The following is a 25,480-nucleotide window of genomic DNA, read 5'->3' as shown; positions in this document are numbered from 1 at the left end:
CGGCATCGCCATGGCCTACATGGGTGGTGTCCGATGAAGCGCCAGTCCACCGCCCCTCGCGTTGAGGGTGTCGTCCTGGTCCTCATCCTGCTGACCGTCGCCGGCTTCGCCGGAGCCGCCTCCTTCACCCACGTCAAAGACTGGACCCTCGACAACTCCCCGGCCGGCACGGGCGCATGGTTCGGCTGGGCCAACGCCGTCATCTCCGAACTCGTCCCCATCGCCTGCCTCCTGACCATCCGACGTCGCCGCCGCATCGGCGCTCCCATCGGCTACCCGCTGTTCCTCCTCATCGCCGCCGCCGGCCTCTCCCTCGCCGCGCAACTCGCCGTCGCCAAGCCCGGCATCTCCGGCTGGCTCCTCTCCGCCGTACCGGCACTGGCCTTCATGGCCCTGGTCAAACTCGTCCTCGCCCCGGCCCCCGCCGCCTCCGACGACACCACACCGGCCGTCAAACCGACCGAACCCATCCGCGTCCAAGCCACCGAACCGGCCACCACTGAGCCGGCACCACCGGCCGCCATCACCGCACCCGGCCCCATCCCGGCACCCGAACCGGCCACCACCCCGGCCACCGTCACGCCGGAACCCGCCACCGTCGCGGTTGAGCCGGAACCCGTCCCCGCCCCGGCCCCGGAGCCGGTCGACATCCCTACCCACCTGCTGCCCATGGCCCGGTTCTCCGCCGTGCAGCACGAACAGGCCACCGGCCGACCCATCACCCCGGCCGAACTGGCCGACCGCCTCGACATCACCCCGGCCGTCGCCGGGCACCTCCTGACCACCCTCGGCGGTGGTGCCCGATGACCATCGTCATCGTCGACCTCGACCAGACCTGGCACACCTGCCCCAACCACCCGGACGGGCACCCGTACGACACCCGTCGCACGCTCGTCGACGTCATCCCCGGCGGTCCCTGCCGGGCACCGGTCACCATCCGCTGCGGCGGACAGACCGTCCAGATCCCCTGCCACCGGCACGAACCCACGAAGCGCCAGTGCGGCGCCTGCCGGGTCGTCGTCACCGAACGCACCATCACCAACCACCACCCCCTCGGGGTGGCCGGTTGATGGCCTCGACGCTGGACCTCACCCCCCGTGCTTCGGCCCGGGGGGTGGGCTCGAACGCCGACACCACCCCACCCGTCTACGCCTACACCGCCGCCGGCTCCGCCTTCGAACGCGCCACCCGCCCCGACTACTTCGGCTGGATCGAACACGTCCGCGCCGCCGCCGGCTGCACCCGCCCCATCCGCCTCGCCGGCCAGCTCCTCACCGTCGACCAGGCCACCGGCCGCGTCGTCGAGCAGCGACACACCGACGCCATGCCCGACGCCGCCATCTACACCGCCTGCGGCAACCGGCGGGCCACCGTCTGCCCCTCCTGCGCCCACACCTACCAACGCGACGCCTACCAACTCCTACGTGCCGGTCTCGTCGGCGGCAAGGGCGTCCCCGACACCGTCACCGCGCACCCGGCGGTGTTCCCCACCTTCACCGCGCCGTCGTTCGGGCCGGTCCACACCCGTATCGTCCGCGAGCACACCTGCCGGGACCGCAAACGCTGCGACTGCCGACCCGACCCCTGCCACGCCCGCCGCGCCGATGACCCCACCGCCGGCCGCTGCCCCCACGGCCGCCCCGCCGTCTGCTGGGCCCGACACGAACCCGCCGACGCCGCACTCGGCCAGCCCCTGTGCCTGGACTGCTACGACCACGACCACCAGGTCGTCTGGAACCTCTACTCCGGGGAACTGTGGCACCGCACCAAGCAGGCCGCGGAACGGCACCTGGCGAAGCTCGCCCGCCGCCGCGGCATCCCCCGCGTCGAGATCGTCACCGCCGCCGGGCGCACCCGCACCGTGCCACCCGTACGGCTCTCCCACGGCAAAGCCGCCGAGTTCCAAGCACGCGGAGCAGTTCACTTCCACGCCCTCGTACGCCTGGACGGCGTCGACCCCGACGACCCCGACGCCGTCGTCCCACCACCCGCCGGCTTCACCGTCACCGACCTCGTCGACGCGCTCCGGCACGCCGCCGCACAGGTCGCGTTCAACACCCCCGGCCACCCCGACCAGCCCCACGGCTGGCACATCGCCTGGGGCCAGCAGCTCGACATCCGACCCATCAGCCTCACCGGCCAAGGTGAGGTCACCGACAGCATGGTCGCCGGCTACCTTGCCAAGTACGCCACCAAGAGCACCGAGGTAACCGGGCACCGCTCCGTCAGGCTCACCGCCGACACCATCGGCGACCACGCCGACCCCGACGGCGACCACACCGCCCGCCTCATCGACGCCTGCTGGCGCATCGGCCGACCCACCGGCACCCCCGTGCCCCTGTCCCAGCGGCCCCGCGACCCACGGCCCCGCCCCGGCTACGTTCCACGCTGGGAATGCCCCGACTGCGGCACCCACACCCGCTACGCCGCCTGCCCCGTCTGCGTCGCCCAGCGTCAAGCCGCCCTTGACACCGAAACCGCCACCAAGCCGAAGGCCACCAACCCGTACGCCCGGCTGCGCCGCTGGGCCCACATGCTCGGCTTCGGTGGCCACTTCCTCACCAAAGCCCGCCGCTACTCCGTCACCTTCCAACTCCTGCGCGACACCCGCCGTGCCTACCGGCAGCACGAGGACCAGGACCACGCGCACCCGCCCGCCGGCGGCCAACTCGTCGACGACGACACCACCATGATCGTCGGCACCCTTACCTTCGCCGGAGCCGGCTGGCACACCACCGGAGACGCCCTCCTCGCCAACACCGCCGCCGCCATGGCCCGCAAACGACAAGCCGCCGGCCGCGAGGAACTGGCCCACGAACTCGGCTCCACCCCGGCCGGCATCGCGCCCGCTGCCTGACGCCCGTCCCGTCACACGAGGAAGGCCACCCGTTGAACAACCCCTCTCCGATCACTCCTCGCGTGCTGCGCGTCGAGGAAGCCGCTCGCGCGCTCGGCATCGGGCGCTCACTCGTCTACGACCTGATCCGCTCCGGCCGGCTCCGCTCCTTCAAGGTCGGAAGCCGCCGCCTCATCCCCGCCGCCGCCATCGACGAAGTGATCACCACCCTTACGGAAGAAGCAGCCTGATGCCCAGACCCCGCCAGTCCAACCCTCGCCGCAATCCGAACGGTGAGGGCTCCATCTACCAGCGCGCCAGTGACGGCCGCTGGGTCGGACAGGCTTACGTCCTCACCACCGACGGCACGCGCAAACGCAAGTTCGTCTACGGAGCCACCTGGGAGGAGGCACACGCCAAGCTCATCGAGCTCAAGTCCAAATCCCAGCGCGGCATACCCGTGCCCGACCGGGCCTGGAAGATCTCCGACTATCTGCCCTACTGGCTCGCCGCGTACGTCACCGACCTCAAGCCCACCACCGCACGTGGCTACGAAAGCGCCGTCCGGCTGCACCTGATCCCGGCCCTCGGCACCAAGCGCCTCGACGGGTTACAGGTTCAGCACGTCAAGGCGTTCATGGACGACTTCCGCCGCAAGTGCCTCTGCTGCACGGCCGGACTCGACAAGAGCCGTCGAGCTGCCCGGCAGTGCTGCTCGGTCGGCATGTGTTGCCAGCGCTACCCGAGCGCCCGGCAGATCCAGTTCGTACATGCGGTGCTCCGCAACGCCCTTCAGCACGCGATGCGGGAGGAACTCGTGTCGCGGAACGTCGCCAAGCTGGTCCGGGTGCCGTCTCCGCGTTACCGGGTCGGCAAAGGGCTCTCCGTCGACCAGGTCCGCAAGCTGCTGGCGGCTGCGGAGGGCCACCGCCTTCACGCGCTCTACGTCGTCGCCGCCACGCTCGGACTCCGGCGCGGTGAACTCCTCGGCCTGCGCTGGTCGGACCTCGACCTCGACACCGGCACGGCCGCCATCGGTCAGACCGTGCAGCGGGCCGGCGGGAAGCTACACCTGCAAGACACCAAGACGGAGGACTCGGACAGTGTCCTTCCTCTGCCCGACTGGACCTGGTTGGCGCTGCTCGACCACCAGGAGCGCCAGGATCGGGAACGGAAGGGGTTGGCCGAGGTCTGGCAGGAACACGGCTTGGTCTTCCCTTCCGAGGTCGGCACCCCGATGGAGCCGCGCAACCTCAACCGTCACTTCGCCGGGCTACGGGAGAAAGCCGGCTGCCCTGATGTCCGGCTGCACGATCTTCGACACACGGTGGTGTCACTGCTGATGGAGCTGGGCGTCCCGCCGCATGTCGTCCAGGCGATCGCTCGTCACGCCGATGTGAAGATCACCCTGAAGGTGTACTCCCACGCGAACCTTGACGTGATGCGGCAGGCGCTCGGCAAGCTCGACGGGCGGCTCTCATAGCCCCTGTTGCTGTCACCGTTGCTGTCACCGCCCCGGGAAGCGATCTTCTCGGGGCGGTTCTTGCTGGTGATGGATGGTGGGCGCGGCAGGTTTCGAACCTGCGACCCCTCGCTTGTAAGGCGAGTGCTCTCCCACTGAGCTACGCGCCCGGACGCCGTACGGCGGGCCGGCGGTTGGCAAGCTTACCCTGCCGCCCGCCGGCCCGAACGGACGCCTCGCGCCCGACGGATCGGGTCAGGCCACGGTTTCGGCCAACGCCTTGCGCCAGCTCTGCTGATCCCGGGCCTCACCGGGCATGTTCACCTCGGCGAAGCGGACCGTTCCGGCCCGGTCGATGACGAAAGTGCCCCGGTTGGCGATGCCGGCGACGTCGTTGAAGACGCCGTACGCCTGGGCTACGGCGCCGTGTGGCCAGAAGTCGGACAGCAGTGGGAACTGGTAGCCCTCCCGCTCCGCCCAGATCTTGTGGGCGTAGACCGAGTCGACGCTGACGGTCAGCACCTGGACCTCGTCGTTGACGTACTCGTCGAGGTTGTCCCGCACCTCCGTCAGCTCACCCTGGCACACCCCGGTGAACGCCAGCGGGTAGAAGACCAGCAGGACGGTGCGCCGGCCCCGGAAGTCGGCGAGTCGTACCTCCTGATTGTTCTGGTCCTTCAACACGAAGTCGGGCGCCTCGGCGCCAACCTCGACGGGCATGCCAGCTCCTCGGATCGGTTCGGGGACGGACTCGGTCGCCCGTCGTGGGTCGGGCTACTTCTTCCCCTTGGCACCGCGACGCAGCACGAGGCGGGCACCGCTCCAGTCCTTGCCGGCGTTGAGCGTGGAGGTCTGCTGAAGGCCGGCGGTGGGGGCCGACTCGGCGATGTCGCTCGGCTCGACGTGGCCCTCGCGGCCGGCCTTGGGCGTCAGCAGCCACACGACCCCGTTGTCGGCCAGCGGGCCGAGGGCGTCGACGAGCAGCTCGAAGAGATCACCATCGCCGTCCCGGTACCAGACGAGCACCGCGTCGACCACCTCGTCGGTGTCCTCGTCGACCAGATCTCCACAACGGTCGGTCAGGGCGTCGCGGAGATCGGAGTCGACGTCGTCGTCGTAGCCCATCTCCATGACGACCATCCCCGGCTCGATGCCGAACCGGTCCGCCAAGCTGCGTACCCCGTCGGCAGCCTGACCAGCGGTCGCGCTCACTGTCGCGTGCCTCCTCATCTCGTCCGTGCCGGCGTCTGCTCGACGCCGTCAGGGAAAGTCCACACAGTTGTGCCCTTTCGCGCAAGTGGCGCACCGGGTGGAACGAAATTTACCGTGCCAGCAGCGTACGGGCACCCTGGGTGATGGCTTCCTCGGACACCAGGACCTGTCGGGCGGCCGGTCCCAGGGGCACGAAGGAGTCGACGGCCGCCACCCGTCTGGCCGATCCGACATATCCGGCGTCCACCAGCGCGGCGATGACCCCCTCAGCCACCCCACCTGACCGGCGTGTCTCGTCCACCACGAGCACCCTCCCGGTGGCGGCGGCCTCCCGGATGAGATCGGTCACCGGCAGCGGCGCGAGCCAGCGCAGATCGACGACCCGGACACCGATCCCCTCGTCCGCGAGGGCCGAGGCGGCCCGCAGCGACATCCGTACGCCGTTACCGAAGGTGACGATGGTGACGTCCTCCGCCGAGCCGACCCCGTACACGCGGGCTCGCCCGATCGGGGCGTGACCGCCGGCCCAGCCGCCCGGCTCGGGGTAACCGGCCATCCACTCACCGTCACCGTCGGTGTAGAGATCGCGGGTGTGGTAGAGCGCGATCGGCTCCAGGAACACGCAGACGCTGCCGTCCACCGCCGCGCTCGCCAGGCAGGTCCGCAGCATCGCCGCCGCGTCGTCGGGCCGGGCCGGCACGGCTATCACCAGGCCCGGCACGTCCCGCAGTACGGCCACCGAGTTGTCGTTGTGGAAGTGTCCGCCGAAGCCCTCCTGGTACGCCAGCCCGGCCACCCGTACCACCATCGGGTTACGCCACGCCCCCTGCGAGAAGAACCCCATGGTCGCGGCTTCACCCCGCAGCTGGTCCTCGGCGTTGTGCAGGTACGCCAGGTACTGGATCTCCGGCACCGGCAACATGCCGGCCAGGCCCGCGCCGAGGCCGAGTCCGAGGATCGAGGTCTCGTCGAGCAACGTGTCGAACACCCGGGCGGCACCGAACCGGTCACGCAGCCCCTTGGTCACCCCGTAGACCCCGCCCTTGGCGGCGACGTCCTCACCGAAGACCGCCATCTGCGGATGACTGAGCAGGCCGTCGGTGAGCGCTGCGTTGATGCTCTGCGCGAGGGTGAGCGGGCCGGACAGTTCCGGCGGTTTGCCACCGAACGCCTCGGCCCGTGCCCCGGCGTCCGGGCCGGCGGCGCGGGCCCCGGCGTCGGCGACCGTCCGGGCGACCCGGGCCGGTCGACGCGGTGCCAGCGGGGCGATCACCTCGGCGGCACCTTCCAGCTTCGGCTCGTCGAGCACCTCCTCGGCGATCCGACGGACCTGCCACCCGATCTCGTCGTAGCGGTCCAGTAGTTCGGCACCGCTGGCCAGACCTGCTTCGACCAGCTGTCGTGCGGTGGCGACCACGGGGTCACCGGCCAGGTCGGCGGCGATGTCCGCGGCGGGCCGGTACGCGCTCTCGGCGTCCGCGCCGGCGTGACCCATGAGCCGGACCGTGCTCAGGTGCAGCACCGCCGGGCGGCGGTGCCGGCGTACCCAGTTCGTCGCCTCGGCCGCCACCTCGTACGTGCCGACCAGGTCGGCACCGTCGGCGGCGAAGTACCGGATGCCGGGCTTGGACCGCAGCGCCGTCGCCACCCAGCCCTGCGGCGACCGGACACTGATGCCCAGCCCGTTGTCCTCGCAGACGAAGAGCACCGGGATGCGCAGGCCGGTGTGGTCGTACCAACCGGCGGTGTTGAACGCGGCCGTGGCGCTGGCGTGGTTGATCGAGGCGTCGCCGAAGGAGCAGACCACGATGGCGTCGGCCGTCCAGTGCGCCGGTTCGGGTTCCGCGTCGGGCTGGTTCGTCTCTCCTCGGGAGTCCAGCCGACGCAGCCGCTCCACCGCGAGACCCATTCCGACGGCACGGGGCAGGTGTGAGGCGATGGTCGAGGTCGTCGGGACCACCGCCAGGTCGGCACGGCCGAACACCTTGTGCCGGCCACCGGCGATCGGCTCCTGGCGGGAGGCGACCATGCCGCGCAGGACGTCCCGGGCCGCCTCGGCGTACGCCCGGGCCGCCCGCCGCTGGAACACCGTCATCCGGACGCCGTCGGCCGCGACGGCGTCGTCGGGGCCGGCGTCGTCGTCGGGGGTGGCGTCGTCGTCGGGGGTGGCGTCGTCGTCGGGGGTGGCGTCGTCGTCGGGGGTGGCGGTCGGCGCGGTCGCGGCGCCCGGCCGGGGTTCGGTGACGGGCACGGTTGCCGTCCGGTTTCCGGCAGTGGCTGCCGCATTATCCGTTCCCGCCGTGACCGGAACGTTCACCGGCTCGTCCGACGCACCGGGGGTGACCCCTCGTGCGGTGGTGTCCGGCGGATGCGGGAGCGAGGGCTGCTCGCCGGGGTCGGGATCGACGGATCCGGCGCAGCCCACGGCACCTGCCGCCTGGGCGGCACGGACGCAGTAGAAGGCGCCGGATCGGTAGTGCAGCAGCGCCGGGTCCGTGGGCCGCAGAGCTGCCGCGACGGCGGCGTTGCCCTCGTGGCCGGCGGAGCCGATGGTGTAGTAGCCCTCGCCGAAGCTGCGCAGCCAGCGGCCGGCGAGGTCGAGTTGCCGGCTGGTGACCTGGGCGTCGAAAAGGTCGAGCAGCTGGGCTCCGGTGAGTGCGCTGCCGTCGGCCACGGGTCGCGTCGGGTCGGCACGGTGTGGCGGGGTGGCGAGGGCAGCCAGGGATTCCCGGAACCGGTCGTCGAGATCCTGCGGGGTGGTCACGTCCGACAGCATTACCGACCGGGGCACGCCTCGCACAGTCGAGGGCGTCTCACGGTCGGCCGGTCGGACGTCGACGTCGGGCCCCGCACCGCGCAGAGCGCCGCCGGTCGCGCGTTACCGGCGACGTGGCAGGTCAGCCGGGCAGGAAGGAGAAGCGGACCTGCCGGGTGGGGTTGTCACCGTTGGTGTCGACCAGGCAGATCGACTGCCAGGTACCCAGAGCCAGCCGCCCGCCGAGCACCGGCAGCGTCGCGTACGGGGCGACGAAGGCGGGCAGTACGTGATCACGGCCGTGTCCCGGTGAGCCGTGCCGGTGCCGCCACCGGTCGTCGGTAGGCAGCACCGCCGCCAGGGCGGCGATCAGGTCGTCGTCCGAGCCCGAACCGGTCTCGATGATGGCCACACCGGCGGTGGCGTGTGGGACGAAGACATGCAGCAGCCCGTCGCCGGTGTCGGCGACGAACTCCTCGGCCGCGGCGGTGATGTCCCGGACGGTCGGCCGGGTCCCGGTCCGGACGGTGATCAGCTCACTGCGCACACCCGCATTCTTCCGTACCCGGCAGGGCCCGTCGCGTCCGCCATCCACCGACATAGTTACTGGTTGGTACGTGTGTCGCGCGTCGCCCTTCGGCCGGGTGGACGTGACGGCGAGTGCCACGACGGGGCAGGATGGCGCTAGAGACCTGTCCCACACACAACCGAGGGAACGCCTGTGGCTACGGAACGCAAGCGCCCGGTGATCACGGCCGGACTGCCGAGCCAGCTTCCGGACATCGACCCCGACGAGACGAGCGAGTGGGTCGAGTCGCTCGACGGTGTCATCGACGACCGTGGCACCAAGCGAGCCCGCTACGTCATGCTGCGGCTGCTGGAACGCGCCCGGGAGCGCCAGGTCGGGGTGCCGTCGCTGACCACCACCGACTACATCAACACCATCGCGCCGGAGCGTGAACCGTGGTTCCCCGGCGACGAGCACGTCGAGCGCCGGATCCGGGCGTACGTGCGGTGGAACGCGGCGATGCTCGTGCACCGCGCGCAGCGGCCGGAGATCGGCGTCGGTGGGCACATCTCGACCTACGCCAGTTCCGCCTCGCTCTACGAGGTCGGCTTCAACCACTTCTTCCGGGGCAAGAACCATCCGGGTGGCGGCGACCACATCTTCTACCAGGGTCACGCTTCTCCCGGCATGTACGCTCGGGCGTTCCTGGAAGGCCGGCTCGGCGAGAACCAGCTCGACGGTTTCCGGCAGGAGCTGTCGCATCCGGGCGGCGGCCTACCGTCGTACCCGCACCCGCGGCTGATGCCGGACTTCTGGGAGTTCCCGACGGTCTCGATGGGTCTGGGCGGGCTGAACGCCATCTACCAGGCCCGGTTCAACCGCTACCTGCACCACCGGGGCATCAAGGACACCTCCGACCAGCATGTCTGGGCCTTCTTGGGCGACGGCGAGATGGACGAGCCGGAGACCCTCGGCGCGATCGGGGTGGCTGCCCGGGAGGAACTGGACAACCTCACCTTCGTGATCAACTGCAACCTGCAACGGCTGGACGGGCCGGTACGCGGCAACGGCAAGGTGATGCAGGAACTGGAGGCGTTCTTCCGGGGTGCCGGATGGAACGTCATCAAGGTGGTCTGGGGACGCGAGTGGGACCCGCTGCTCGCCGCCGACACCGACGGCGCACTCGTCAACCTGATGAACACCACGCCCGACGGCGACTACCAGACCTACAAGGCGGAGTCCGGGGCGTACGTCCGGGAGCACTTCTTCGGCCGTGACCCGCGTACCCGCAAGATGGTCGACGGGCTGACCGACGACGAGATCTGGAACCTCAAGCGGGGCGGGCACGACTACCGCAAGCTGTACGCGGCCTACAAGGCGGCGACCGAGCACACCGGTCAGCCGACGGTGATCCTGGCCAAGACGATCAAGGGCTGGACGCTCGGTTCACACTTCGAGGGCCGCAACGCCACGCACCAGATGAAGAAGTTGACGCTGGAGGACCTGAAGGCCTTCCGCGACCGGCTCTACCTCGACATCCCCGACTCGGCGCTGGAGGAGAACCCCTACCTGCCGCCGTACCTGCGACCGGACGAGAAGTCCGACGAGATGCAGTACCTGCACGAGCGGCGCCGGCAGCTCGGCGGCTACCTGCCGACCCGGCGGACCGGCGCCAAGGCGCTGGGCATCCCCGGCGCGGAGCGGTTCGCCGACGTCAAGCGCGGTTCGGGCAAGCAGAAGGTGGCCACCACGATGGCCTTCGTCCGGTTGCTCAAGGACCTGATGAAGGACAAGGAGTTCGGCAGGCGCTGGGTGCCGATCATCCCGGACGAGGCCCGGACCTTCGGCCTGGACTCCATCTTCCCGACCGCCAAGATCTACTCGCCGCACGGGCAGCGGTACACCTCGGTGGACCGGGAGCTGTTCCTGTCGTACAAGGAGGCCACCGCCGGCCAGATCCTGCACGAGGGGATCAACGAGGCCGGGTCGGTCGCCTCGTTCACGGCGGCGGGCACCTCGTACGCCACCCACGACGAGCCGATGATCCCGATGTACATTTTCTACTCGATGTTCGGGTTCCAGCGCACCGGTGACGGCTTCTGGGCGGCAGCCGACCAGATGGCCCGGGGCTTCGTGCTCGGCGCCACCGCCGGCCGCACCACGCTCAACGGTGAGGGGCTCCAGCACGAGGACGGGCACTCCCTGCTGCTGGCCGCCACCAACCCGGCGGTGGTCGCGTACGATCCGGCGTTCGCGTTCGAGATCGCGCACATCATGGAGAGCGGCCTGCACCGCATGTACGGCGCGGAGCAGGAAAACATCTTCTACTACCTGACCGTCTACAACGAGCCGATCCACCAGCCGGCGGAGCCGGAGGGGGTGGACGTCGAGGGCATCGTCAAGGGCATTCACCGCTACTCAGCCGCCCCGTCGCTCGACGGCGACGCCCCCCGGGCGAATCTGTTGGCCTCCGGCACCGGCATGCAGTGGGCGATTAAGGCGCAGCAGTTGCTGGCACAGGACTGGGGGGTGGCCGCCGACGTCTGGTCGGTCACCTCGTGGACGGAGCTGCGCCGCGACGCCGTGGAATGCGAGGAGTACAACCTCCTGCACCCCGGCGCCGAGCAGCGGGTGCCGTACGTCCAGCGCAAGCTCGCCGACGCCGACGGCCCGAAGGTCGCGGTCAGCGACTGGATGCGTGCGGTCCCGGACCTGATCTCCCGGTGGGTGCCGGGGGACTGGACGTCGCTCGGCACCGACGGGTTCGGGCTCTCCGACACCCGCCACGCGCTGCGGCGGCACTTCAACGTCGACGCCGAGTCGGTGGCCGTGGCGACGCTGCGGCTGCTCGCGCTGCGTGGTGCGGTGCCGGCCCACGTGCCGGCCGAGGCGGCCAAGAAGTACGCGATCGACGACGTCAACGCCGCACCGGTCGGCGAGACCGGTGGCGACAGCTGAGCCTGGGGCGGGAATCTCCGGCCGAGTGGGGCCCGGCGTGGTGGGACACCGCGCCGGGCCCCACTCGCGTACGGCCACCGGTCGGTGACTTCCACAGGCCCACAGGTATGACCCTTCCGGTATTGACATGTGCCTGTTTCACGTAACAGGACGCATCCACAATTGCCGATAGGTGTTTCGGTTGGCCCCGGGGACACCAGGTTGGCCGGTGGACCCATCCCGTCGCGCCCGTCCACCGCCGGCCGGGACGTCACCGCCGCGTCGGCGCGCGACGGGAGGGAGTGTTCATGCGAAACATCCGGATCGGCCTCGCCCTGGCCGTCGGCGCCCTGGTGGTGTCGATGCTGCCGGCGAGTTCACCGTCGGTGGCACACGACCCCGCCACCCCGGCCGGGCGCGCGTCGGCGCAGGAGTTCATGGCCCAGCGCGAACCCACCCAGCAGGTCACCGCCGCCGCCGCCGCGACCTGCACCAACGGCCAGGCAGCCGGCTACCCCTGCAGCAACGTGGACCTGTTGTCGTTCCTGCCACTGGCCAACATCGGCGGCAGCCAGGCCAACGACATCTGGGGCTGGACCGACCCCCAGAACGGCAAGGAGTACGCCCTCGTCGGCCGCCGCAACGGCACCTCCTTCGTGGACGTGTCCAACCCGACGGCCCCGGTCTACCTGGGCAACCTGCCCGCCTACCAGAACCGCAGCGCGGTCTGGCGGGACATCAAGGTCTACCGCGACCACGCGTACGTGGTGGCGGACGTCTCCGGGCACGGGATGCAGGTGTTCGACCTGACCCGACTGCGCGGCGTCACCACGCCGCAGACATGGACCGCCAACGCGCACTACAGCCATTTCGGCAACTCGCACAACATCGCCATCAACGAGCAGACCGGGTACGCGTACGCGGTCGGCACGAACACGTGCAGCGGTGGCCTGCACATGGTCGACATCCGCACCCCCAAGTCACCCGCGTACGCCGGCTGTGTCAGCAACGACGGGTACACCCACGACACCCAGTGCGTGGTTTACCGCGGTCCGGACACCACCTACACCGGGCGGGAGATCTGCGTCAGCTCGAACGAGGACACGGTGACCGTGGTCGACGTGACCACCAAGTCGTCGCCCCGGCAGCTGTCGCGCATCGGCTACACCGGTCGGGCGTACACCCATCAGGGCTGGTTCACCGACGACCAGCGCTACTTCCTGCTCGACGACGAGTTGGACGAGACCCGGCGCGGGGTACGGACGCAGACCTACATCTGGGACCTCACCGACCTGGACGCGCCCCGGCACATCGGCACCTACAGCGCACCCTCGGGCGTCTCCGCCACCGACCACAACCAGTACGTCAAGGGCAACTACAGCTACCAGGCCAACTACCGGGCCGGGCTGCGCATCCTGGACCTGCGGAACGTGGCCAGCGGCTCGGCTACCGAGGCGGGCTACTTCGACGTCTACCCGTCGAGCAACAGCGCCTCGATGAACGGCGCGTGGAGCACCTACCCGTACTACCCGAGCGGCATCGTGGTGGTCAGCGGCATCGAGCAGGGGTTGTTCGTACTCCAGCCCCGCTTGTCGTGACCGCCACCGACCACCGGCCGGCGACGGTCACCGGCCAGGTCGAGGGGGCGTCCCACCCGGGGCGCCCCCGTCCCGACCCGCTGCCGGCGGTTTCGGCGGGCGGCACGGTGTGGCGGTACACCGCCGCCGCGCTGGTACTCGGCCTGACCCTCACCGTCGGCTTCTTCGCCGGTCGCGTGGGTGGCCCGGCATCCGCACCGGTGCCACCGGCGGCGTCCGCCGCGCATCCCGGTCACGGTCCGGGCGGGCTGGAGGTGTCCCGCGACGGCTGGACGTTGGCCCTGGAAACCCCGGGCCTGACCGCCGGCCGGCCGGGCGAGCTGGCCTTCCGGATCACCGACGCGACCGGCGCGGCATTGACCGCGTTCCAGGAGAACCACGAACGTCGGATGCACCTGATCCTGGTCGGTCGGGACCTTTCCGGCTATCGGCACGTGCATCCGGAGATGTCGGCGGACGGCACCTGGCGGGTCACGGTCACCCCGGCCGCGCCCGGTCCGCTACGGGCCATCGCGGACTTCTGGCCGCAGGGAGCACCGGCGGGTGTCACGCTCGGGGTCGACGTGCCGGTGCCCGGCCGGTACGCGGCCACGGCGGTTCCGCCGCCGGAGGAGACGATCGTGGTGGACGGCTACACGGTGACCCTCGACGGTGGGCTGCGGGCGGGCGAGTCGAACCAGCTGCTCGTCTGGCTCGGTCTCGACGGGCTGCCCGTCAACGACCTGCAACGTCATCTGGGCGCGTACGGGCACCTGGTGGCGTTGCGCCAGGGCGACCTGGCGTACCTGCACGTGCACCCGGCGGCGGCCAGCCAACCCAGCTCGGTGGTGGCGTTCGGCATCACCGTGCCCTCGGCCGGCACCTACCGTCTCTTCTTCGAGTTCCGGCACCTCGACGAGGTACGCGTCGCCGCCTTCACCGTCGTCGTGTGAGGCGCGGCGCGACGACGAGCGGTGGCGGCCCGGGTGCCCCTGGACGGGACAACGGGGCCGCCACCGTCGCGGGTGACGCCGGGGACGCGGCCCGTCAGCCGACGGCGGCCAGATCGGTCAGCCGGGCCAGCGAGTCCTCCAGGTCGGCGCCGACCCGACGCAGGCCGAGCCGGAGCAGGGCGGCCTTCACCGGACCGGCCGGCCAGCGTACGACGATGAGCCGCACGACCGTGCCGCCCTCCTGTTCGTCGGGGGTGAGCTGGACGTATATCTCGGTGCGCGCCTCCGCTCGGGCACCGGCGCCCTTGGCTCGTTCGCGCCAGCCGATCAGGGTCGGCTCCTGATAGGCGATCACCTCGGCCTCATGCGCGGCGCCGCGTCCGGCCTGGACCAGCTGCCGCCGACCGAAGCCCTCTCCCGAGAGGACCTCGGCCGCACGGACTCCGGCCAACCAGGCCGGCAACTGCTCGGCCCGCTGCACCACGTCCCAGACCGCTTCCACTGGCGCCGCCACGTGCGCGCTGCGTTCCACGAGGATCATTTCTGTCTTCCCCCAGTGAGGACATCCCGCAATATTTGGCACTCTATGCGCGAAAACGGACTTATGTGGACGGGTTCGGTGATGACACGCCGAAAGGCATTGCCCTCCCGCGCTCGGACGCCTATGGCGTACGGTCTCCGGGCCGCCCAAAAGTTCCGAATACGTTTCGCGTCCATCCCGGGGACAACGGGGCGCATGTCGAACGCTCCACTGCCGCCCGAACTCCCCACCGGCTCCGCTGGGGCGTCTCCACCGCCGCCGCGGTGCCCTGCTCGGCAGCGTCCTCGTCCTGGAGATCCGCTCCGTTGCGTGACACATCCCGCCGTGCCGGGAAGGGCACCCGGTAGGACACCAGGGCGTGCGGAAGGGGCCCTTCCTTGCCCCCCGGCGGGTCGCCGTAGGCTGGGGTGGTGACGGTACGTGTACGCTTCGCCCCTTCCCCGACCGGTATGTTCCACGTCGGTGGCGCCCGCTCTGCATTACAGAACTGGATCTACGCCCGGCAGCAGGGCGGGGTGTTCGTGCTGCGCATCGAGGACACCGACGCGGCCCGCAACAAGCCGGAGTGGACCGAGGGCATCCTGTCGGCGCTCGACTGGATCGGCATCGAACGGGGCAGCTACGAAGGCCCGCACTTCCAGTCCTCGTACGCCGGTGAGCACCGGGCCGCCGCGCAGCGGCTGTACGAGTCGGGTCGGGCCTACTACTGCGACTGCACCCGTGAGGCGGTGCAGGCGCGCACCGGTAACCAGTACACCGGCTACGACCGCCACTGCCGCGACCGGGCACTGTCACCCGAGGCAGGTCGGGCGCTGCGTTTCCGCACCCCCGACGAGGGGACCACGGTTGTCACCGACCTGATCCGGGGCGAGCCGACCTTCGAGAACAAGCTCATCGAGGACTTCGTCATCGCCCGGGGTGACGGCTCCCCGGTCTTCCTGCTCGCCAACGTCGTGGACGACATGACGATGGGGATCACCCATGTGATCCGGGCCGAGGAACACCTGCCCAACACCCCGAAGCAGCAGCTCCTCTGGGACGCGCTCGGAGTGAAGCCGCCAGTCTGGGCCCACGTACCGGTGGTGGTGAACGAGAAGCGGCAGAAGCTCTCCAAGCGCCGCGACAAGGTGGCCCTGGAGGCGTACCGAGACGAGGGATACCTCGCCGAAGCGATGCGCAACTACCTGATGCTGCTCGGCTGGGCGCCCTCCGGTGACCGGGAGATCGTGCCCTGGACGGTCATCGAGGACGAGTTCCGGCTGACGGAGGTCAACCCCTCACCGGCGTTCTTCGACGAGAAGAAGCTGCGGGCGTTCAACGGCGAGTACATCCGGGCGCTGCCCGTCGCGGAGTTCGTCGAGGCCTGCCAGCCCTGGCTGACCGGCACCGGCACCATCGCGCCGCCGCCCTGGCAGCCGACGGAGTTCGACCCGGCCGTGTTCGCCGCGGTGGCCCCGTTGGCGCAGACCCGGATCGCCGTGCTCGCCGAGATCGTGCCGAACGTCGACTTCCTCTTCGTCGACTCGCCGCTGGTCGACGAGGCGTCCTGGAACAAGGCCATGAAGGAGGGCGCGGCGGAGCTGCTCGACGCCGCCGTCGACGCCTTCGACGCGGTCGGGTCGTGGGACGCGGAGACGTTGAAGGCCACCTTGGAGGCGGTCGGCGCGGAGCGGGGCCTCAAGCTCGGCAAGGCTCAGGCGCCGGTGCGGGTCGCGGTCACCGGTCGTACCGTCGGTCTGCCGTTGTTCGAGTCGTTGGAGGTGCTCGGCCGCGAGCGAACGCTGACGCGGATGCGTGCGGCCCGGGTCCGTCTGGTCTGACCAGCCGGCATCAGCAACGACACACCGGGCACACTACCCAGGACCACGACACGCGCATTATCCTGCACACCATCATGGCCTCCGCGGGGTAAGATCCGGCCCGCTGCTTCGCGGCTGGCCGTCGAGCGAGTCGCAATCGCAGACACTTCCAACTAGTGTTCCACCAGCTGCAACCGATCGGCGTTCCGCGGAGTCTTTGAGTGGGTACCTGTCATCTGGGCAGGGTCACCACCGCCAGCCTTCCAACGTGTGACCCCTGCAGCACGGCCACCCATCGAACGGGGCGAGGAGGCGGCATGGTCCAACGAATGACACGACTGACCGGGGCGACAGCAATTGCGGTGGTGACGCTGCTGCTGTCGCTTGCCGGTGCCGCGACCGCGGCACCGAACTCGCCGCCGGCCGGCGTCGACATCACCGGGCACGGGCTGGCCGAGCCGTTGCGGCTACGGGCGGACACCCAGCCCGCACACGTCGTCGCCGTCATGGAGCAGGTCAACCACAAAGGCCTGGTCCGCCAGAGCAGTAGTCCAGAGAAGGCTGACCTCGGTCCTAAGTACACCGTGCTGGTGCTGTCCGGCGACGAGCCGAAGCAGACCTACGACCTCTACCCGAAGGCCGTCGGCGGGCCACGCGTCTACCGCCCCGCGAAGCAGCCCGACCGCAAGGTCACCGCAGCCTGGTACCTCGGGCGGGTGAGTATGTCCGAGACGCTGCGGACCGCCGGTGTGCCGCTGGAGCGGACCTTCGAGGCGGTCAGCGGGGGCGTCGGCGGAGGTGAACGCATCATCCCCGAGGATGCACTGAACCCCGCACAAGACATCAACGAGGCGTTCAGCGACCTACGCCGCCTGCTGCTGCTGAATGTCGCGGTGGTATTGATGATCACTTTCGGGCTCGCCGGGATCGCGCTGCTCATCCGCCGCCGCACCCGTTGAGCCACCGTGGGGCGGTGGTCCGGTGGGCCCTCGGGCGGGAAGCGTGCCGGCCGGGGCTGCCCGGCGGGCCACTCAGCACCAGCGACCCGGCGGACGGTCCCGCCGCAGGCTGCGGTGGGCCGGACGAACCGGACCATGCCGGTGCGCCCCGGCCCAGCCGGGCAGTACGCTTCGGCACCCGTCAGCTGCCGCATCGGCGGGCCCGGCCGTGGGCGGCTCGACGCTGCGCTGGCGGGGCACCGGCGGCTCGACGCCGCGCTGCCGGCCGGCGGTGGGCTCGTCCTCGGCACGCTCCGGCACACGACCCGGAGCCGGTTCGGCCGGCTGCACCAGGCCGGGCGGCCGGCGGTGGTGCTTGGCGAGGGCTGGCGGCTCGTGCGGACCCGGCCGGCACGGCTCCCCCTGGGCACAGCCCTGGTCGGCCTCCCCGTGCGCCATCGGCGTCTCCTCACGCTCGCCCTCACCCGCCGACGCCCACCCGGCGTGCCCTGTCACCGTACTGGCCTGTCCTGACCGGCCGCGCAGCGCGTACCGGTCGCCCGCCAACGGTGCCGGCGGGCGACGCCTGCCGACGGGGTCCAGGTCAGCGCATGTCAGGCTAGGCAGGTGAGCGAGTCTGGCGGCACGGACCTGTCAGCCACGCTGCGCCGGATCGAGCGGGCAGCCGGTGCACTGGCCACCGCGAGCGTGGTCCGGATGGACGAAACGCTGCCCTGGTTCCGGGGCCTGCCGGCCGACCAACGCTCCTGGGTGATGCTGGTGGCCCAGGCCGGCGCCCGCTCCCTGGTCCAGTGGTTGCGTTCCGACGGTGGTGCCGCCGAGGGCACCCAGGAGGTTTCCGACGAGGTGTTCGCCACCGCCCCGCAGGCGCTGGCCCGCTCGATCACCCTCCAGCAGACCGTCGCCTTGATCAAGGTCACGATCGACGTCGTCGAGGAGCAGGTGAGCGACCTCGCCGCCCCCGGTGAGGAGCCGCAACTGCGTGAGGCGGTGCTGCGGTACTCCCGGGAGATCGCCTTCGCCGCCGCCCGCGTCTACGCCCGGGCCGCCGAAACGCGCGGTTCCTGGGACGCCCGGTTGCAGGCCCTGCTCGTGGACGCGCTGCTGCGCGGCGACTCGCCTGACGTACTGGCCAGCCGGGCCGCCGCACTGGGCTGGACGGATGCGCCTCCGGTGGCGGTGGCGGTCGGCCCCTCCCCCGGCGGTGAGGTCGCCGCCGTCCTGCACACCGTCTATCGTCAGGCCCGGCGGATCGGGGTCGAGGTGATCGGCGGGGTGCACGGCGACCGCCTGGTGATGGTGCTCGGCGGGGCGGCGGACCCGGTCGCGGCGACCGGCAAGCTGCTCATCACCTTCGGTGACGGACCGGTGGTGGTGGGTCCGGCGGTGCCGAGCCTGGACGAGGCGACCGAGTCGGCCCGGGCGGCACTGGCCGGTTACCGGGCCGCACCGGCGTGGCCCGCGGCACCCCGCCCGGTTCACGCCGGTGATCTTCTACCCGAGCGGGCCCTCGCGGGCGATGCGGAAGCGCGCCGACGGCTTCGCCACGACGTGTACGCGCTGCTGGTCCGCGCTGGCGGTGAGCTGCTGGAGACGCTGGACGCCTTTTTCGCCGCCGGTGGCACGTTGGAGAGCGCCGCCCGGGCGCTGTACGTGCATCCGAACACCGTGCGCTACCGGCTACGGCGGATATCCGACGTGACCGGGTTCAGCCCGCTGGCGCCCCGGGATGCCTTCGCGTTGCGGATCGCTCTCACCGTCGGCCGACTCGATCCGGTGGTACCGACCCCGACATTGACCCCACCGACCGGTAAAAGATCACAGCATGGTGATGACCAGCGCCACTCTTTGTAGGATTCCTCCAACTGTCCTAGTGCGGTTTGGTGTCAGCCGGCACAGCGCAACCCATGGGTATCCAGGAGAGTCATAGACGTGCTCGCCGTTCTCTGCCCCGGCCAGGGTTCCCAGAAACCCGGCTTCCTGACACCCTGGCTCGACCTGCCCGACGCCGAGGCCCGACTGCGCACCTGGTCCACGCTGGCCGGCGTCGATCTGGTCCACCTGGGCACCACCGCCGACGCCGACGAGATCCGTGACACGGCCCGCACCCAGCCGCTGCTGGTCGCCGCCGCCCTGCTTGCCGCCAGCCATCTGCCGATGCGCCAGGTCACGGTGACCGCAGGACACAGCGTCGGTGAGCTCGGCGCGGCGGCACTTGCCGGGGCACTGCCGGCGGAGGCAGCGATCACCCTCGCCGGCGTACGGGGCCGGGAGATGGCCGCTGCCTGCGCCCTGGAGCCGACCGGGATGGCCGCGGTGCTCGGTGGCGACCCGGACGAGGTGACCGCCACGATCGACGCCCACGGGCTGCACGCCGCCAACCGCAACGGCAAAGGTCAGGTCGTCGCCGCCGGTGCACTCGACGGGCTGGAGAAGTTGGCTGCCGCACCACCGGAGCGGGCCCGGGTCGTCCGGCTACAGGTGGCCGGCGCGTTCCACACCCCGTACATGAGCCCGGCGGAGGACGCACTGGCCACCGTGGCGGCCGGCGTCACCCCTGGCGTTCCGGATCGAGTCCTGCTGTCCAACCTCGATGGGACGGCGGTCGGCGACGGCCGGGAACTCCTCGAACGGCTGGTCCGCCAGGTCACTGCGCCGGTCCGCTGGGATCTCTGCATGGCCACGCTGGCCAGCCTCGGGGTGACCGGCGTGATCGAGCTACCGCCCGCCGGCACACTCGCCGGCCTGGTCAAGCGGGAACTCACCGGCGCGGACGCGCCGGAGATCGTCGCTGTGAAGACCCCCGACGACCTGCCCGCCGCGCTGGATCTGATCGCCCGGCACGGTACGACTGCGGACGCGGCGATCGACGGAACCAGTCCACGCGACAACACCGACGCTGGGGAGGCCTCGTCATGACGGGCAGCCGGATACTGTCCCTCGGGCACTACCAGCCGTCCCGGGTGGTGACGAACGACGAGATCGCCCAACTGGTGGAGACCAGCGACGAGTGGATCCGCGACCGCGTCGGCATCGCGGCCCGCCGGATCGCCGGTGACGAGACGGTCGCCGACATGGCCGCGGCAGCGGCGGACAAGGCGCTTGCGAACTCCGGCCTGAACGCCGCCGACATCGATCTGGTCGTGGTCGCCACCTGCACCTCGATCGACCGCAGCCCGAACGTGGCCTGCCGGGTCGCCGACAAGCTGGGGATCGACGCCCCGGGGGCGTACGACGTGAACACCGCCTGCTCCGGTTTCGCGTACGCGCTGGGCACGGTCGACCACGCGGTCCGCGCCGGCGCGTCTCGTAACGCTCTGGTGATCGGCGCGGAGAAGCTTTCCGATTTCACCGACTGGACCGACCGTTCCACCTGCATCATCTTCGGCGACGGCGCGGGTGCGGCCGTGGTCACCGCGGCCGGTGAGGACGAGCCGGCGGGTGTCGGTCCGGTGGTCTGGGGCTCGGTGCCGGAGCGCGGCGACGCGGTACGCATCCAGGGTTGGCGTCCCTATGTGGCCCAGGAGGGGCAGACGGTGTTCCGGTGGGCTACCACCGCACTGGCGCCGTTGGCCCTGCAGGCGTGCGAGCGGGCCGGTGTCGATCCGTCGGAGCTGGCCGCCTTCGTTCCGCACCAGGCCAACAGTCGGATCATCGACGGCATCGCCAAGCGGTTGAACATTCCCCAGGCGATCATCGCCAAGGACATCGTCGAATCCGGCAACACCTCAGCGGCAAGTATCCCGCTCGCCCTGTCCAAGCTGGTGGAGCGCCGTGAGGTGCCTGCCGGCGCCCCGGTGCTGCTGTTCGGCTTCGGTGGTGGCCTGACCTACGCCGGTCAGGTCGTCCGCTGCCCCTGATACCCCACGGCGCGCGACGCCGAGGAACGACGGGTGGCGTCGCCGCCCCGTCGAGAGAACCCGATGAGAGGAACCCACCGCAATGACCCGTGACGAGATCACCACCGGCCTCGCCGAGATCCTCGAAGAGGTTGCCGGGGTGAGCCCGGACGACGTGGCCGAGGGGAAGTCCTTCACCGACGACCTGGACGTCGACTCGCTCTCCATGGTGGAGGTCGTGGTCGCCGCCGAGGAGAAGTTCGGCGTCAAGATCCCTGACAACGAGGTGCAGAACCTCAAGACCGTCGGGGACGCCGTCAGCTACATCGAGGCGCAGTCCTGATCATGAGTCGCTTCGACGTCGTCGTCACCGGGCTCGGCGCGACCACCCCGTTGGGCGGGGACGTCGCGTCGACCTGGGACGCCATGCTCGCCGGCCGCTCCGGGGTGAGTCCGCTCGCCCAGGAGTGGGCCGCGCAACTGCCGGTCCGGATCGCCGCCCAGCTCGCGGTCGATCCGGCCGGCCTGCTGGACCGCGTCAAGTTGCGCCGGTTGGACCGCTCCGAGGCGATCGCCCTGATCGCCGCCCATCAGGCCTGGTCGGACGCCGGCCTGGCCGACTCGGGGCTCGATCCGGAGCGACTGGGCGTAAGCGTCGGCTCTGGCATCGGTGGGGCGCTCACCCTGCTCGCCCAGGACGATGTGTTGGAGGCGTCCGGCCCACGGCGGGTTTCCCCGCACACCATTCCGATGCTGATGCCGAACGGCCCGGCGGCCTGGGTCGGTCTGGAGCTGGCGGCCCGCGCGGGCGTGCACTCCGTGGCCAGTGCCTGTGCCACCGGCGCGGAGGCGATCGCGCTCGGCCTGGACATGATCCGTGCCGGCCGCGCCGACGTGGTGGTGGCCGGCGGCACCGAGGCGGTCATCCATCCGCTGCCGATCGCCGGCTTCTCGTCGATGCGGGCGATGTCGACCCGCAACGAGGAGCCGGAGCGGGCCTCCCGCCCGTGGGACAAGAGCCGTGACGGCTTCGTGCTCGGTGAAGGCGCCGGCGTCGTCGTGCTGGAACGCACCGACCATGCCGCCGCCCGGGGAGCCCGGGTGTACGCGCGGCTCGCCGGCGCCGGCATCACCTCCGACGGCTTCGACATCGTCCAGCCGCACCCCGAGGGCGCGGGTGCGATCCGGGCGATCGCCAAGGCGATCTCCGACGCGGACGTGGCGAAGTCCGACATCGTCCACGTCAACGCACACGCCACCTCGACCCCGGTGGGCGACATCGCGGAGATCACGGCGTTGCGGGCCGCGCTGGGTGACCACCCGGTGCTCACCGCCACCAAGTCCATGTCCGGTCACCTGCTCGGCGCCGCCGGCGCGCTGGAGTCGATCGCCACCATCCTGGCGATCCGCGACAGCGTGGTGCCGCCGACGATCAACCTGGACGATCCAGACGACGGTCTGACCTTGGAGGTGGTGGCGAACAAGGCGCGTCACATGGATGTACCCGCCGCGCTCAACAATTCGTTCGGCTTCGGCGGTCACAACGTGGCGCTGGTCTTCACCCGCCCCTGAGCCGACGCGGCTCGTCGGGAAACGCCATGACCCGGGGTGTTTCTCGACGCTCCGGTAGCGGCGGGGCAGCCGCCGCCACGACGACTTGACGTCCGCTCGGGACACCGCTTTGCTTGGCTCTTTCGGTGGTCGTCGACGGGGAGTGGAAGACGTGACACGGCGGACGATCGCGGCGGCGGTGCTGGCCATAATGTTCCTCGGCGGGTGCGACGGCACCGCCGAAGGTAGTGGCGAGGCGAGTGGCGAGCCTTGGCACGACGAGGTGGCCGCCGCAGAGTCCGCCGGTACGGTCGGCGTTGGCTCGGCGTGCCCACTGCCGGTCACCTTCGGGCTGGCCGACGGTTGGGAGGCGGAGCCCATCGAGGTGTCGGATCCCACCGACGAGCTGGTCGAGGTGCTGGAGGCGCTGACCCGTCGGGGCGGTTCGACGGTGCGCTGCGAACTGGACGGCCGCGCCGTGGTGCCGGGTTTCCTGCGGGTCTGGACGGCCGACGGTGGGGGCACCCCGGCCCGGCAGGCGCTGGAGGCGTTCGTCACCGCCGGGACGGAGTCCAGCGGCCCGCAGTACCGCGAAGCCCGGGCCGGCGACCTGGAGGTGGTGGAGGCGACCTGGCTCAGCCGGCGGAGACTCACCGATTCCGACGTGCGTGAGTGGGCGTTGGCTGTGACGGTGGCCGACCAGACGGTGCTGATCGAAGCGAGCAGCACCAGCTTCGGTGAGCCGCTCGACGTGCTGCCCGCGTACCGGCTGGCCCGCGACACCCTCGCCGTCGGAAACTGACCGAGGTCAGTCCGCGCAAGTGGTGGCGGGTAGCCCGGGCACCTCGACCGGTGAGCGACCCGCCGGGCGGATCTTGCCGGCGAGCACGTCGGCGAGTGCCGTCATCGAGGCGCGGCTGGACGAGTAGGTGGCCAGCAGGGTGGGCGATTTCGCCTTGGCCAGCACGTACGGCGTGTCCATGGCAACGGTGACGGCCGAGTCGCCTCGCAGGTCCTCCGCGCCGTCTCCGTAGCCGACCAGGTGCACGCCGGTGCCACCGCTGGGCACCACCTTCACGCCGGCCGAGGTGAGCGCCTCGGTCAACGCCGCCCGGGTGTGTGCCCGCCCGCCCGACGAGGTGACGGTGACCGGGCCGCTGACGCCGGTGCTGTCGCACCTGCCGCGCAGTACGGTCACCGCACCGGCGGCCAACGCCCCGACCGCCTCGCGGTGGGCTGGTGCGCCGAGCGTGGACAGCTCCGGCGCGGGTGCGTCGCCCAGGGTGAACTTCATGGTCAGCACGCGGGTGGCCGCCTCGACCAGCCGGCCTCTGGGCAACGTGCCGTCACGCAGCGCGGCCAGCAGCCCCTCGTAGGCCTGGCCGACGTGTGGGGGCATGAGGATCAGGTCGTTGCCGGCTTTCAGCGCCCGCACCGCCGCCTCGCCGGGCGGGAAGCGGCGGGCCGGCGGCATGTTCATCCCGTCGGTGATCACCACGCCCTGGAAGCCGAGTTCACCGCGCAGCACCTCGGTGAGCAGCTTGTACGAGAAGGTGGCCGCCACCCCCGGGTCGATCGAGCGGACGTCGAGGTGGGCGGACATCACGGCCAGCGCGCCGGCCTCGATACCGGCGCTGAACGGCGGCCAGGCCCCGGCCGCCAGTGCGGCCCGGGACTGACCGAGTTCGGGCAGGTCCTCGTGCGAGTCGGCGGCGCTGTGGCCGTGACCCGGGAAGTGTTTGAGGGTGGCGGCCACCCCGGCAGTCTGCAGCCCGCGTACGGCGCCGCCGACCTGGTCGGCCACCCGCTGGGTGTCCGAACCGAACGACCGTGACCCGATCACGGTGCTGCGGGTCACCAGCACGTCGGCCACCGGCGCGAAGTCGACGTTGATTCCCATGGCGGTCAGTTCGGTGCCGGCGGAACGCCAGGCGGCCTCGGTCAGGCCCGGGTCGTCGGCGGCGCCGGCGCCGAGTGCACTGGGCAGCATGGTCACCCCGTCGGTGATCCGGGTCACCACGCCGTATTCCTGGTCGGTGCCGATCAGGAAGGGTGCCGCACCGGCCGGCAGGCGTCCGGCCGCCGCACGCAAGCCGGTGGTCAGCTCGCGGACCTGCTTCGGGTTGTCGACGTTTGTGGTCTCCTGGTTGCCCTGCGTCGGGTCGTCCGCGCTGAAGCCCACCAGGATCAGCCCACCGAGGCGGTACTTTTCGATCATCTCGGCGGGCGTGTCGACCCCGGCCAGCGTCCGGTTGCCGGCCGCCGATCCGGCTGACACCTTCGTCGCGTCGTCGCCGTAGGCGTACGGCATGAGGACCTGACCAACCAGGTCCTCGTCGTCGAGTTCGGCGACGAGGGCGGCAGCCAGGGTGGCCGGGTCCTCAGGGGGTGCGCTCGACGGCGACGTGGGCCCGGTGACCGGGGGCGGGGAGGCGTCGGTCGAGGGGCGTTCGCCGGCCCCGGAGCAGCCGGTGACGAGCAGCGCGGTCACCAGGCTGAACGCGGCGGCGACGCGCCGAGGGGTAGTCGACACGCGGCCCATCCCACCAGT

The 25,480-nt window shown here is 70.9% G+C and carries 22 protein-coding genes, 1 tRNA gene and 2 pseudogenes; 16 read left to right on the top strand and 9 right to left on the bottom strand.

Annotated elements, in window-relative coordinates:
- The first annotated feature begins 33 nt into the window (after window positions 1-33).
- The 5 genes from HCA58_RS11990 to HCA58_RS11970 all read left to right on the top strand — a co-directional run bounded on the left by HCA58_RS11990 (window position 34) and on the right by HCA58_RS11970 (window position 4,319).
- Window positions 34-807: a hypothetical protein gene (locus tag HCA58_RS11990; RefSeq protein ID WP_169597857.1), complete on the top strand. Its 774-nt coding sequence runs from the start codon at window positions 34-36 to the stop codon at window positions 805-807.
- Window positions 804-1,070: a hypothetical protein gene (locus HCA58_RS11985; RefSeq protein ID WP_169597856.1), complete on the top strand. Its 267-nt coding sequence runs from the start codon at window positions 804-806 to the stop codon at window positions 1,068-1,070. Before HCA58_RS11990 ends, HCA58_RS11985 begins: the two co-directional genes overlap by 4 nt.
- Window positions 1,070-2,857, top strand: coding sequence for a replication initiator (locus tag HCA58_RS11980; RefSeq protein WP_169597855.1), 1,788 nt, complete (start codon window positions 1,070-1,072; stop codon window positions 2,855-2,857). The genes HCA58_RS11985 and HCA58_RS11980 overlap by 1 nt, the downstream gene beginning before the upstream one ends.
- A gap of 62 nt (window positions 2,858-2,919) precedes the next feature.
- The gene (locus HCA58_RS11975; RefSeq protein WP_225853851.1) at window positions 2,920-3,087 is read left to right on the top strand and encodes a helix-turn-helix domain-containing protein; all 168 of its coding nucleotides are present in this window, start codon (window positions 2,920-2,922) and stop codon (window positions 3,085-3,087) included.
- On the top strand, window positions 3,087-4,319 hold the full coding sequence (locus HCA58_RS11970) for a site-specific integrase (RefSeq protein ID WP_169597853.1): 1,233 nt from the start codon (window positions 3,087-3,089) through the stop codon (window positions 4,317-4,319). Before HCA58_RS11975 ends, HCA58_RS11970 begins: the two co-directional genes overlap by 1 nt.
- 74 nt (window positions 4,320-4,393) lie before the next feature.
- Here HCA58_RS11970 and HCA58_RS11965 read toward each other — a convergent pair.
- The 6 genes and pseudogenes from HCA58_RS11965 to HCA58_RS11945 form a co-directional block, all read right to left on the bottom strand.
- Window positions 4,394-4,468 (bottom strand) — tRNA-Val (locus tag HCA58_RS11965).
- An 85-nt stretch (window positions 4,469-4,553) separates the two neighbouring features.
- A complete protein-coding gene (locus HCA58_RS11960; RefSeq protein WP_169597852.1) occupies window positions 4,554-5,018 on the bottom strand; it encodes a peroxiredoxin in 465 nt (154 codons plus the stop codon).
- Window positions 5,019-5,072: 54 nt separating this feature from the next.
- Window positions 5,073-5,510 (bottom strand): DUF3052 domain-containing protein, encoded by a 438-nt coding sequence (locus tag HCA58_RS11955; protein WP_169597851.1) that lies wholly within the window; start codon window positions 5,508-5,510, stop codon window positions 5,073-5,075.
- A gap of 109 nt (window positions 5,511-5,619) precedes the next feature.
- Window positions 5,620-7,572: pseudogene (locus tag HCA58_RS11950) on the bottom strand (thiamine pyrophosphate-dependent enzyme); the annotation flags it as partial.
- 375 nt (window positions 7,573-7,947) lie between these two features.
- A pseudogene (locus tag HCA58_RS24045) lies at window positions 7,948-8,286 on the bottom strand (transketolase); the annotation flags it as partial.
- A gap of 121 nt (window positions 8,287-8,407) precedes the next feature.
- Entirely contained in the window at window positions 8,408-8,812 is a 405-nt protein-coding gene (locus tag HCA58_RS11945; RefSeq protein WP_169597850.1) for a YjbQ family protein, read from the bottom strand.
- Window positions 8,813-8,986: 174 nt separating this feature from the next.
- On the opposite strand from HCA58_RS11945, the gene aceE reads away from it, so the two are divergent.
- From aceE to HCA58_RS11930, 3 genes are all read left to right on the top strand, one after another.
- On the top strand, window positions 8,987-11,731 hold the full coding sequence (gene aceE, locus HCA58_RS11940; RefSeq protein ID WP_169597849.1) for a pyruvate dehydrogenase (acetyl-transferring), homodimeric type: 2,745 nt from the start codon (window positions 8,987-8,989) through the stop codon (window positions 11,729-11,731).
- Window positions 11,732-12,018: 287 nt separating this feature from the next.
- Entirely contained in the window at window positions 12,019-13,308 is a 1,290-nt protein-coding gene (locus tag HCA58_RS11935; protein ID WP_169597848.1) for a choice-of-anchor B family protein, read from the top strand.
- Window positions 13,305-14,240 (top strand): hypothetical protein, encoded by a 936-nt coding sequence (locus tag HCA58_RS11930; RefSeq protein ID WP_169597847.1) that lies wholly within the window; start codon window positions 13,305-13,307, stop codon window positions 14,238-14,240. Before HCA58_RS11935 ends, HCA58_RS11930 begins: the two co-directional genes overlap by 4 nt.
- Window positions 14,241-14,334: 94 nt before the next feature.
- Here HCA58_RS11930 and HCA58_RS11925 read toward each other — a convergent pair whose 3' ends face one another.
- Window positions 14,335-14,781: an SRPBCC family protein gene (locus tag HCA58_RS11925; RefSeq protein ID WP_093401307.1), complete on the bottom strand. Its 447-nt coding sequence runs from the start codon at window positions 14,779-14,781 to the stop codon at window positions 14,335-14,337.
- Window positions 14,782-15,191: 410 nt separating this feature from the next.
- Between HCA58_RS11925 and gltX the strand changes: the two genes are divergently transcribed.
- Both gltX and HCA58_RS11915 read left to right on the top strand, forming a co-directional pair.
- Window positions 15,192-16,601 carry a glutamate--tRNA ligase gene (gene gltX / locus HCA58_RS11920; RefSeq protein WP_169597846.1) on the top strand — a complete coding sequence of 470 codons (1,410 nt, stop codon included), beginning with the start codon at window positions 15,192-15,194 and terminating at the stop codon, window positions 16,599-16,601.
- Between the two features lie 296 nt (window positions 16,602-16,897).
- Window positions 16,898-17,539 (top strand): hypothetical protein, encoded by a 642-nt coding sequence (locus tag HCA58_RS11915; protein ID WP_169597845.1) that lies wholly within the window; start codon window positions 16,898-16,900, stop codon window positions 17,537-17,539.
- Window positions 17,540-17,611: 72 nt separating this feature from the next.
- On the opposite strand, the gene HCA58_RS11910 is transcribed toward HCA58_RS11915, so the two are convergent.
- Entirely contained in the window at window positions 17,612-17,977 is a 366-nt protein-coding gene (locus HCA58_RS11910) for a hypothetical protein (RefSeq protein WP_169597844.1), read from the bottom strand.
- Between the two features lie 168 nt (window positions 17,978-18,145).
- Between HCA58_RS11910 and HCA58_RS11905 the strand changes: the two genes are divergently transcribed.
- From HCA58_RS11905 to HCA58_RS11880, 6 genes are all read left to right on the top strand, one after another.
- Window positions 18,146-19,393 (top strand): helix-turn-helix domain-containing protein, encoded by a 1,248-nt coding sequence (locus HCA58_RS11905; RefSeq protein WP_169597843.1) that lies wholly within the window; start codon window positions 18,146-18,148, stop codon window positions 19,391-19,393.
- Window positions 19,394-19,471: 78 nt separating this feature from the next.
- Window positions 19,472-20,458, top strand: coding sequence for an ACP S-malonyltransferase (locus HCA58_RS11900; RefSeq protein ID WP_169597842.1), 987 nt, complete (start codon window positions 19,472-19,474; stop codon window positions 20,456-20,458).
- Window positions 20,455-21,399, top strand: a complete 945-nt coding sequence (locus tag HCA58_RS11895; RefSeq protein WP_169597841.1) for a beta-ketoacyl-ACP synthase III — start codon at window positions 20,455-20,457, stop codon at window positions 21,397-21,399. Before HCA58_RS11900 ends, HCA58_RS11895 begins: the two co-directional genes overlap by 4 nt.
- Before the next feature lie 82 nt (window positions 21,400-21,481).
- On the top strand, window positions 21,482-21,721 hold the full coding sequence (locus tag HCA58_RS11890; protein WP_111245448.1) for an acyl carrier protein: 240 nt from the start codon (window positions 21,482-21,484) through the stop codon (window positions 21,719-21,721).
- Between the two features lie 2 nt (window positions 21,722-21,723).
- Window positions 21,724-22,950, top strand: a complete 1,227-nt coding sequence (gene fabF / locus HCA58_RS11885) for a beta-ketoacyl-ACP synthase II (protein ID WP_169597840.1) — start codon at window positions 21,724-21,726, stop codon at window positions 22,948-22,950.
- A gap of 151 nt (window positions 22,951-23,101) precedes the next feature.
- On the top strand, window positions 23,102-23,731 hold the full coding sequence (locus HCA58_RS11880; protein ID WP_169597839.1) for a lipoprotein: 630 nt from the start codon (window positions 23,102-23,104) through the stop codon (window positions 23,729-23,731).
- 6 nt (window positions 23,732-23,737) lie between these two features.
- Here HCA58_RS11880 and HCA58_RS11875 read toward each other — a convergent pair whose 3' ends face one another.
- The gene (locus HCA58_RS11875) at window positions 23,738-25,471 is read right to left on the bottom strand and encodes a glycoside hydrolase family 3 N-terminal domain-containing protein (RefSeq protein WP_169597838.1); all 1,734 of its coding nucleotides are present in this window, start codon (window positions 25,469-25,471) and stop codon (window positions 23,738-23,740) included.
- Window positions 25,472-25,480 lie beyond the last annotated feature (9 nt).

It is taken from the genome of Micromonospora sp. HNM0581 (assembly GCF_012726175.1).
In the GTDB taxonomy this organism is placed as follows: domain Bacteria; phylum Actinomycetota; class Actinomycetes; order Mycobacteriales; family Micromonosporaceae; genus Micromonospora.
Note: the sequence above shows the minus strand (reverse complement) of the source record. Positions and strands in the feature narration are given on the sequence as shown.

Bases quoted from the DNA above. Each gene is read 5' to 3' on its own strand.
- HCA58_RS11915 (WP_169597845.1), top strand. From the start codon at position 16,898: ATGGTCCAACGAATGACACGACTGACCGGGGCGACAGCAATTGCGGTG.
- HCA58_RS11980 (WP_169597855.1), top strand. From the start codon at position 1,070: ATGGCCTCGACGCTGGACCTCACCCCCCGTGCTTCGGCCCGGGGGGTG.
- HCA58_RS11985 (WP_169597856.1), top strand. From the start codon at position 804: ATGACCATCGTCATCGTCGACCTCGACCAGACCTGGCACACCTGCCCC.
- HCA58_RS11925 (WP_093401307.1), bottom strand. From the start codon at position 14,781: ATGATCCTCGTGGAACGCAGCGCGCACGTGGCGGCGCCAGTGGAAGCG.
- fabF (WP_169597840.1), top strand. From the start codon at position 21,724: ATGAGTCGCTTCGACGTCGTCGTCACCGGGCTCGGCGCGACCACCCCG.
- HCA58_RS11875 (WP_169597838.1), bottom strand. From the start codon at position 25,471: ATGGGCCGCGTGTCGACTACCCCTCGGCGCGTCGCCGCCGCGTTCAGC.
- HCA58_RS11910 (WP_169597844.1), bottom strand. From the start codon at position 17,977: ATGGCGCACGGGGAGGCCGACCAGGGCTGTGCCCAGGGGGAGCCGTGC.
- HCA58_RS11890 (WP_111245448.1), top strand. From the start codon at position 21,482: ATGACCCGTGACGAGATCACCACCGGCCTCGCCGAGATCCTCGAAGAG.
- HCA58_RS11895 (WP_169597841.1), top strand. From the start codon at position 20,455: ATGACGGGCAGCCGGATACTGTCCCTCGGGCACTACCAGCCGTCCCGG.
- HCA58_RS11990 (WP_169597857.1), top strand. From the start codon at position 34: ATGAAGCGCCAGTCCACCGCCCCTCGCGTTGAGGGTGTCGTCCTGGTC.
- HCA58_RS11970 (WP_169597853.1), top strand. From the start codon at position 3,087: ATGCCCAGACCCCGCCAGTCCAACCCTCGCCGCAATCCGAACGGTGAG.
- HCA58_RS11935 (WP_169597848.1), top strand. From the start codon at position 12,019: ATGCGAAACATCCGGATCGGCCTCGCCCTGGCCGTCGGCGCCCTGGTG.
- HCA58_RS11960 (WP_169597852.1), bottom strand. From the start codon at position 5,018: ATGCCCGTCGAGGTTGGCGCCGAGGCGCCCGACTTCGTGTTGAAGGAC.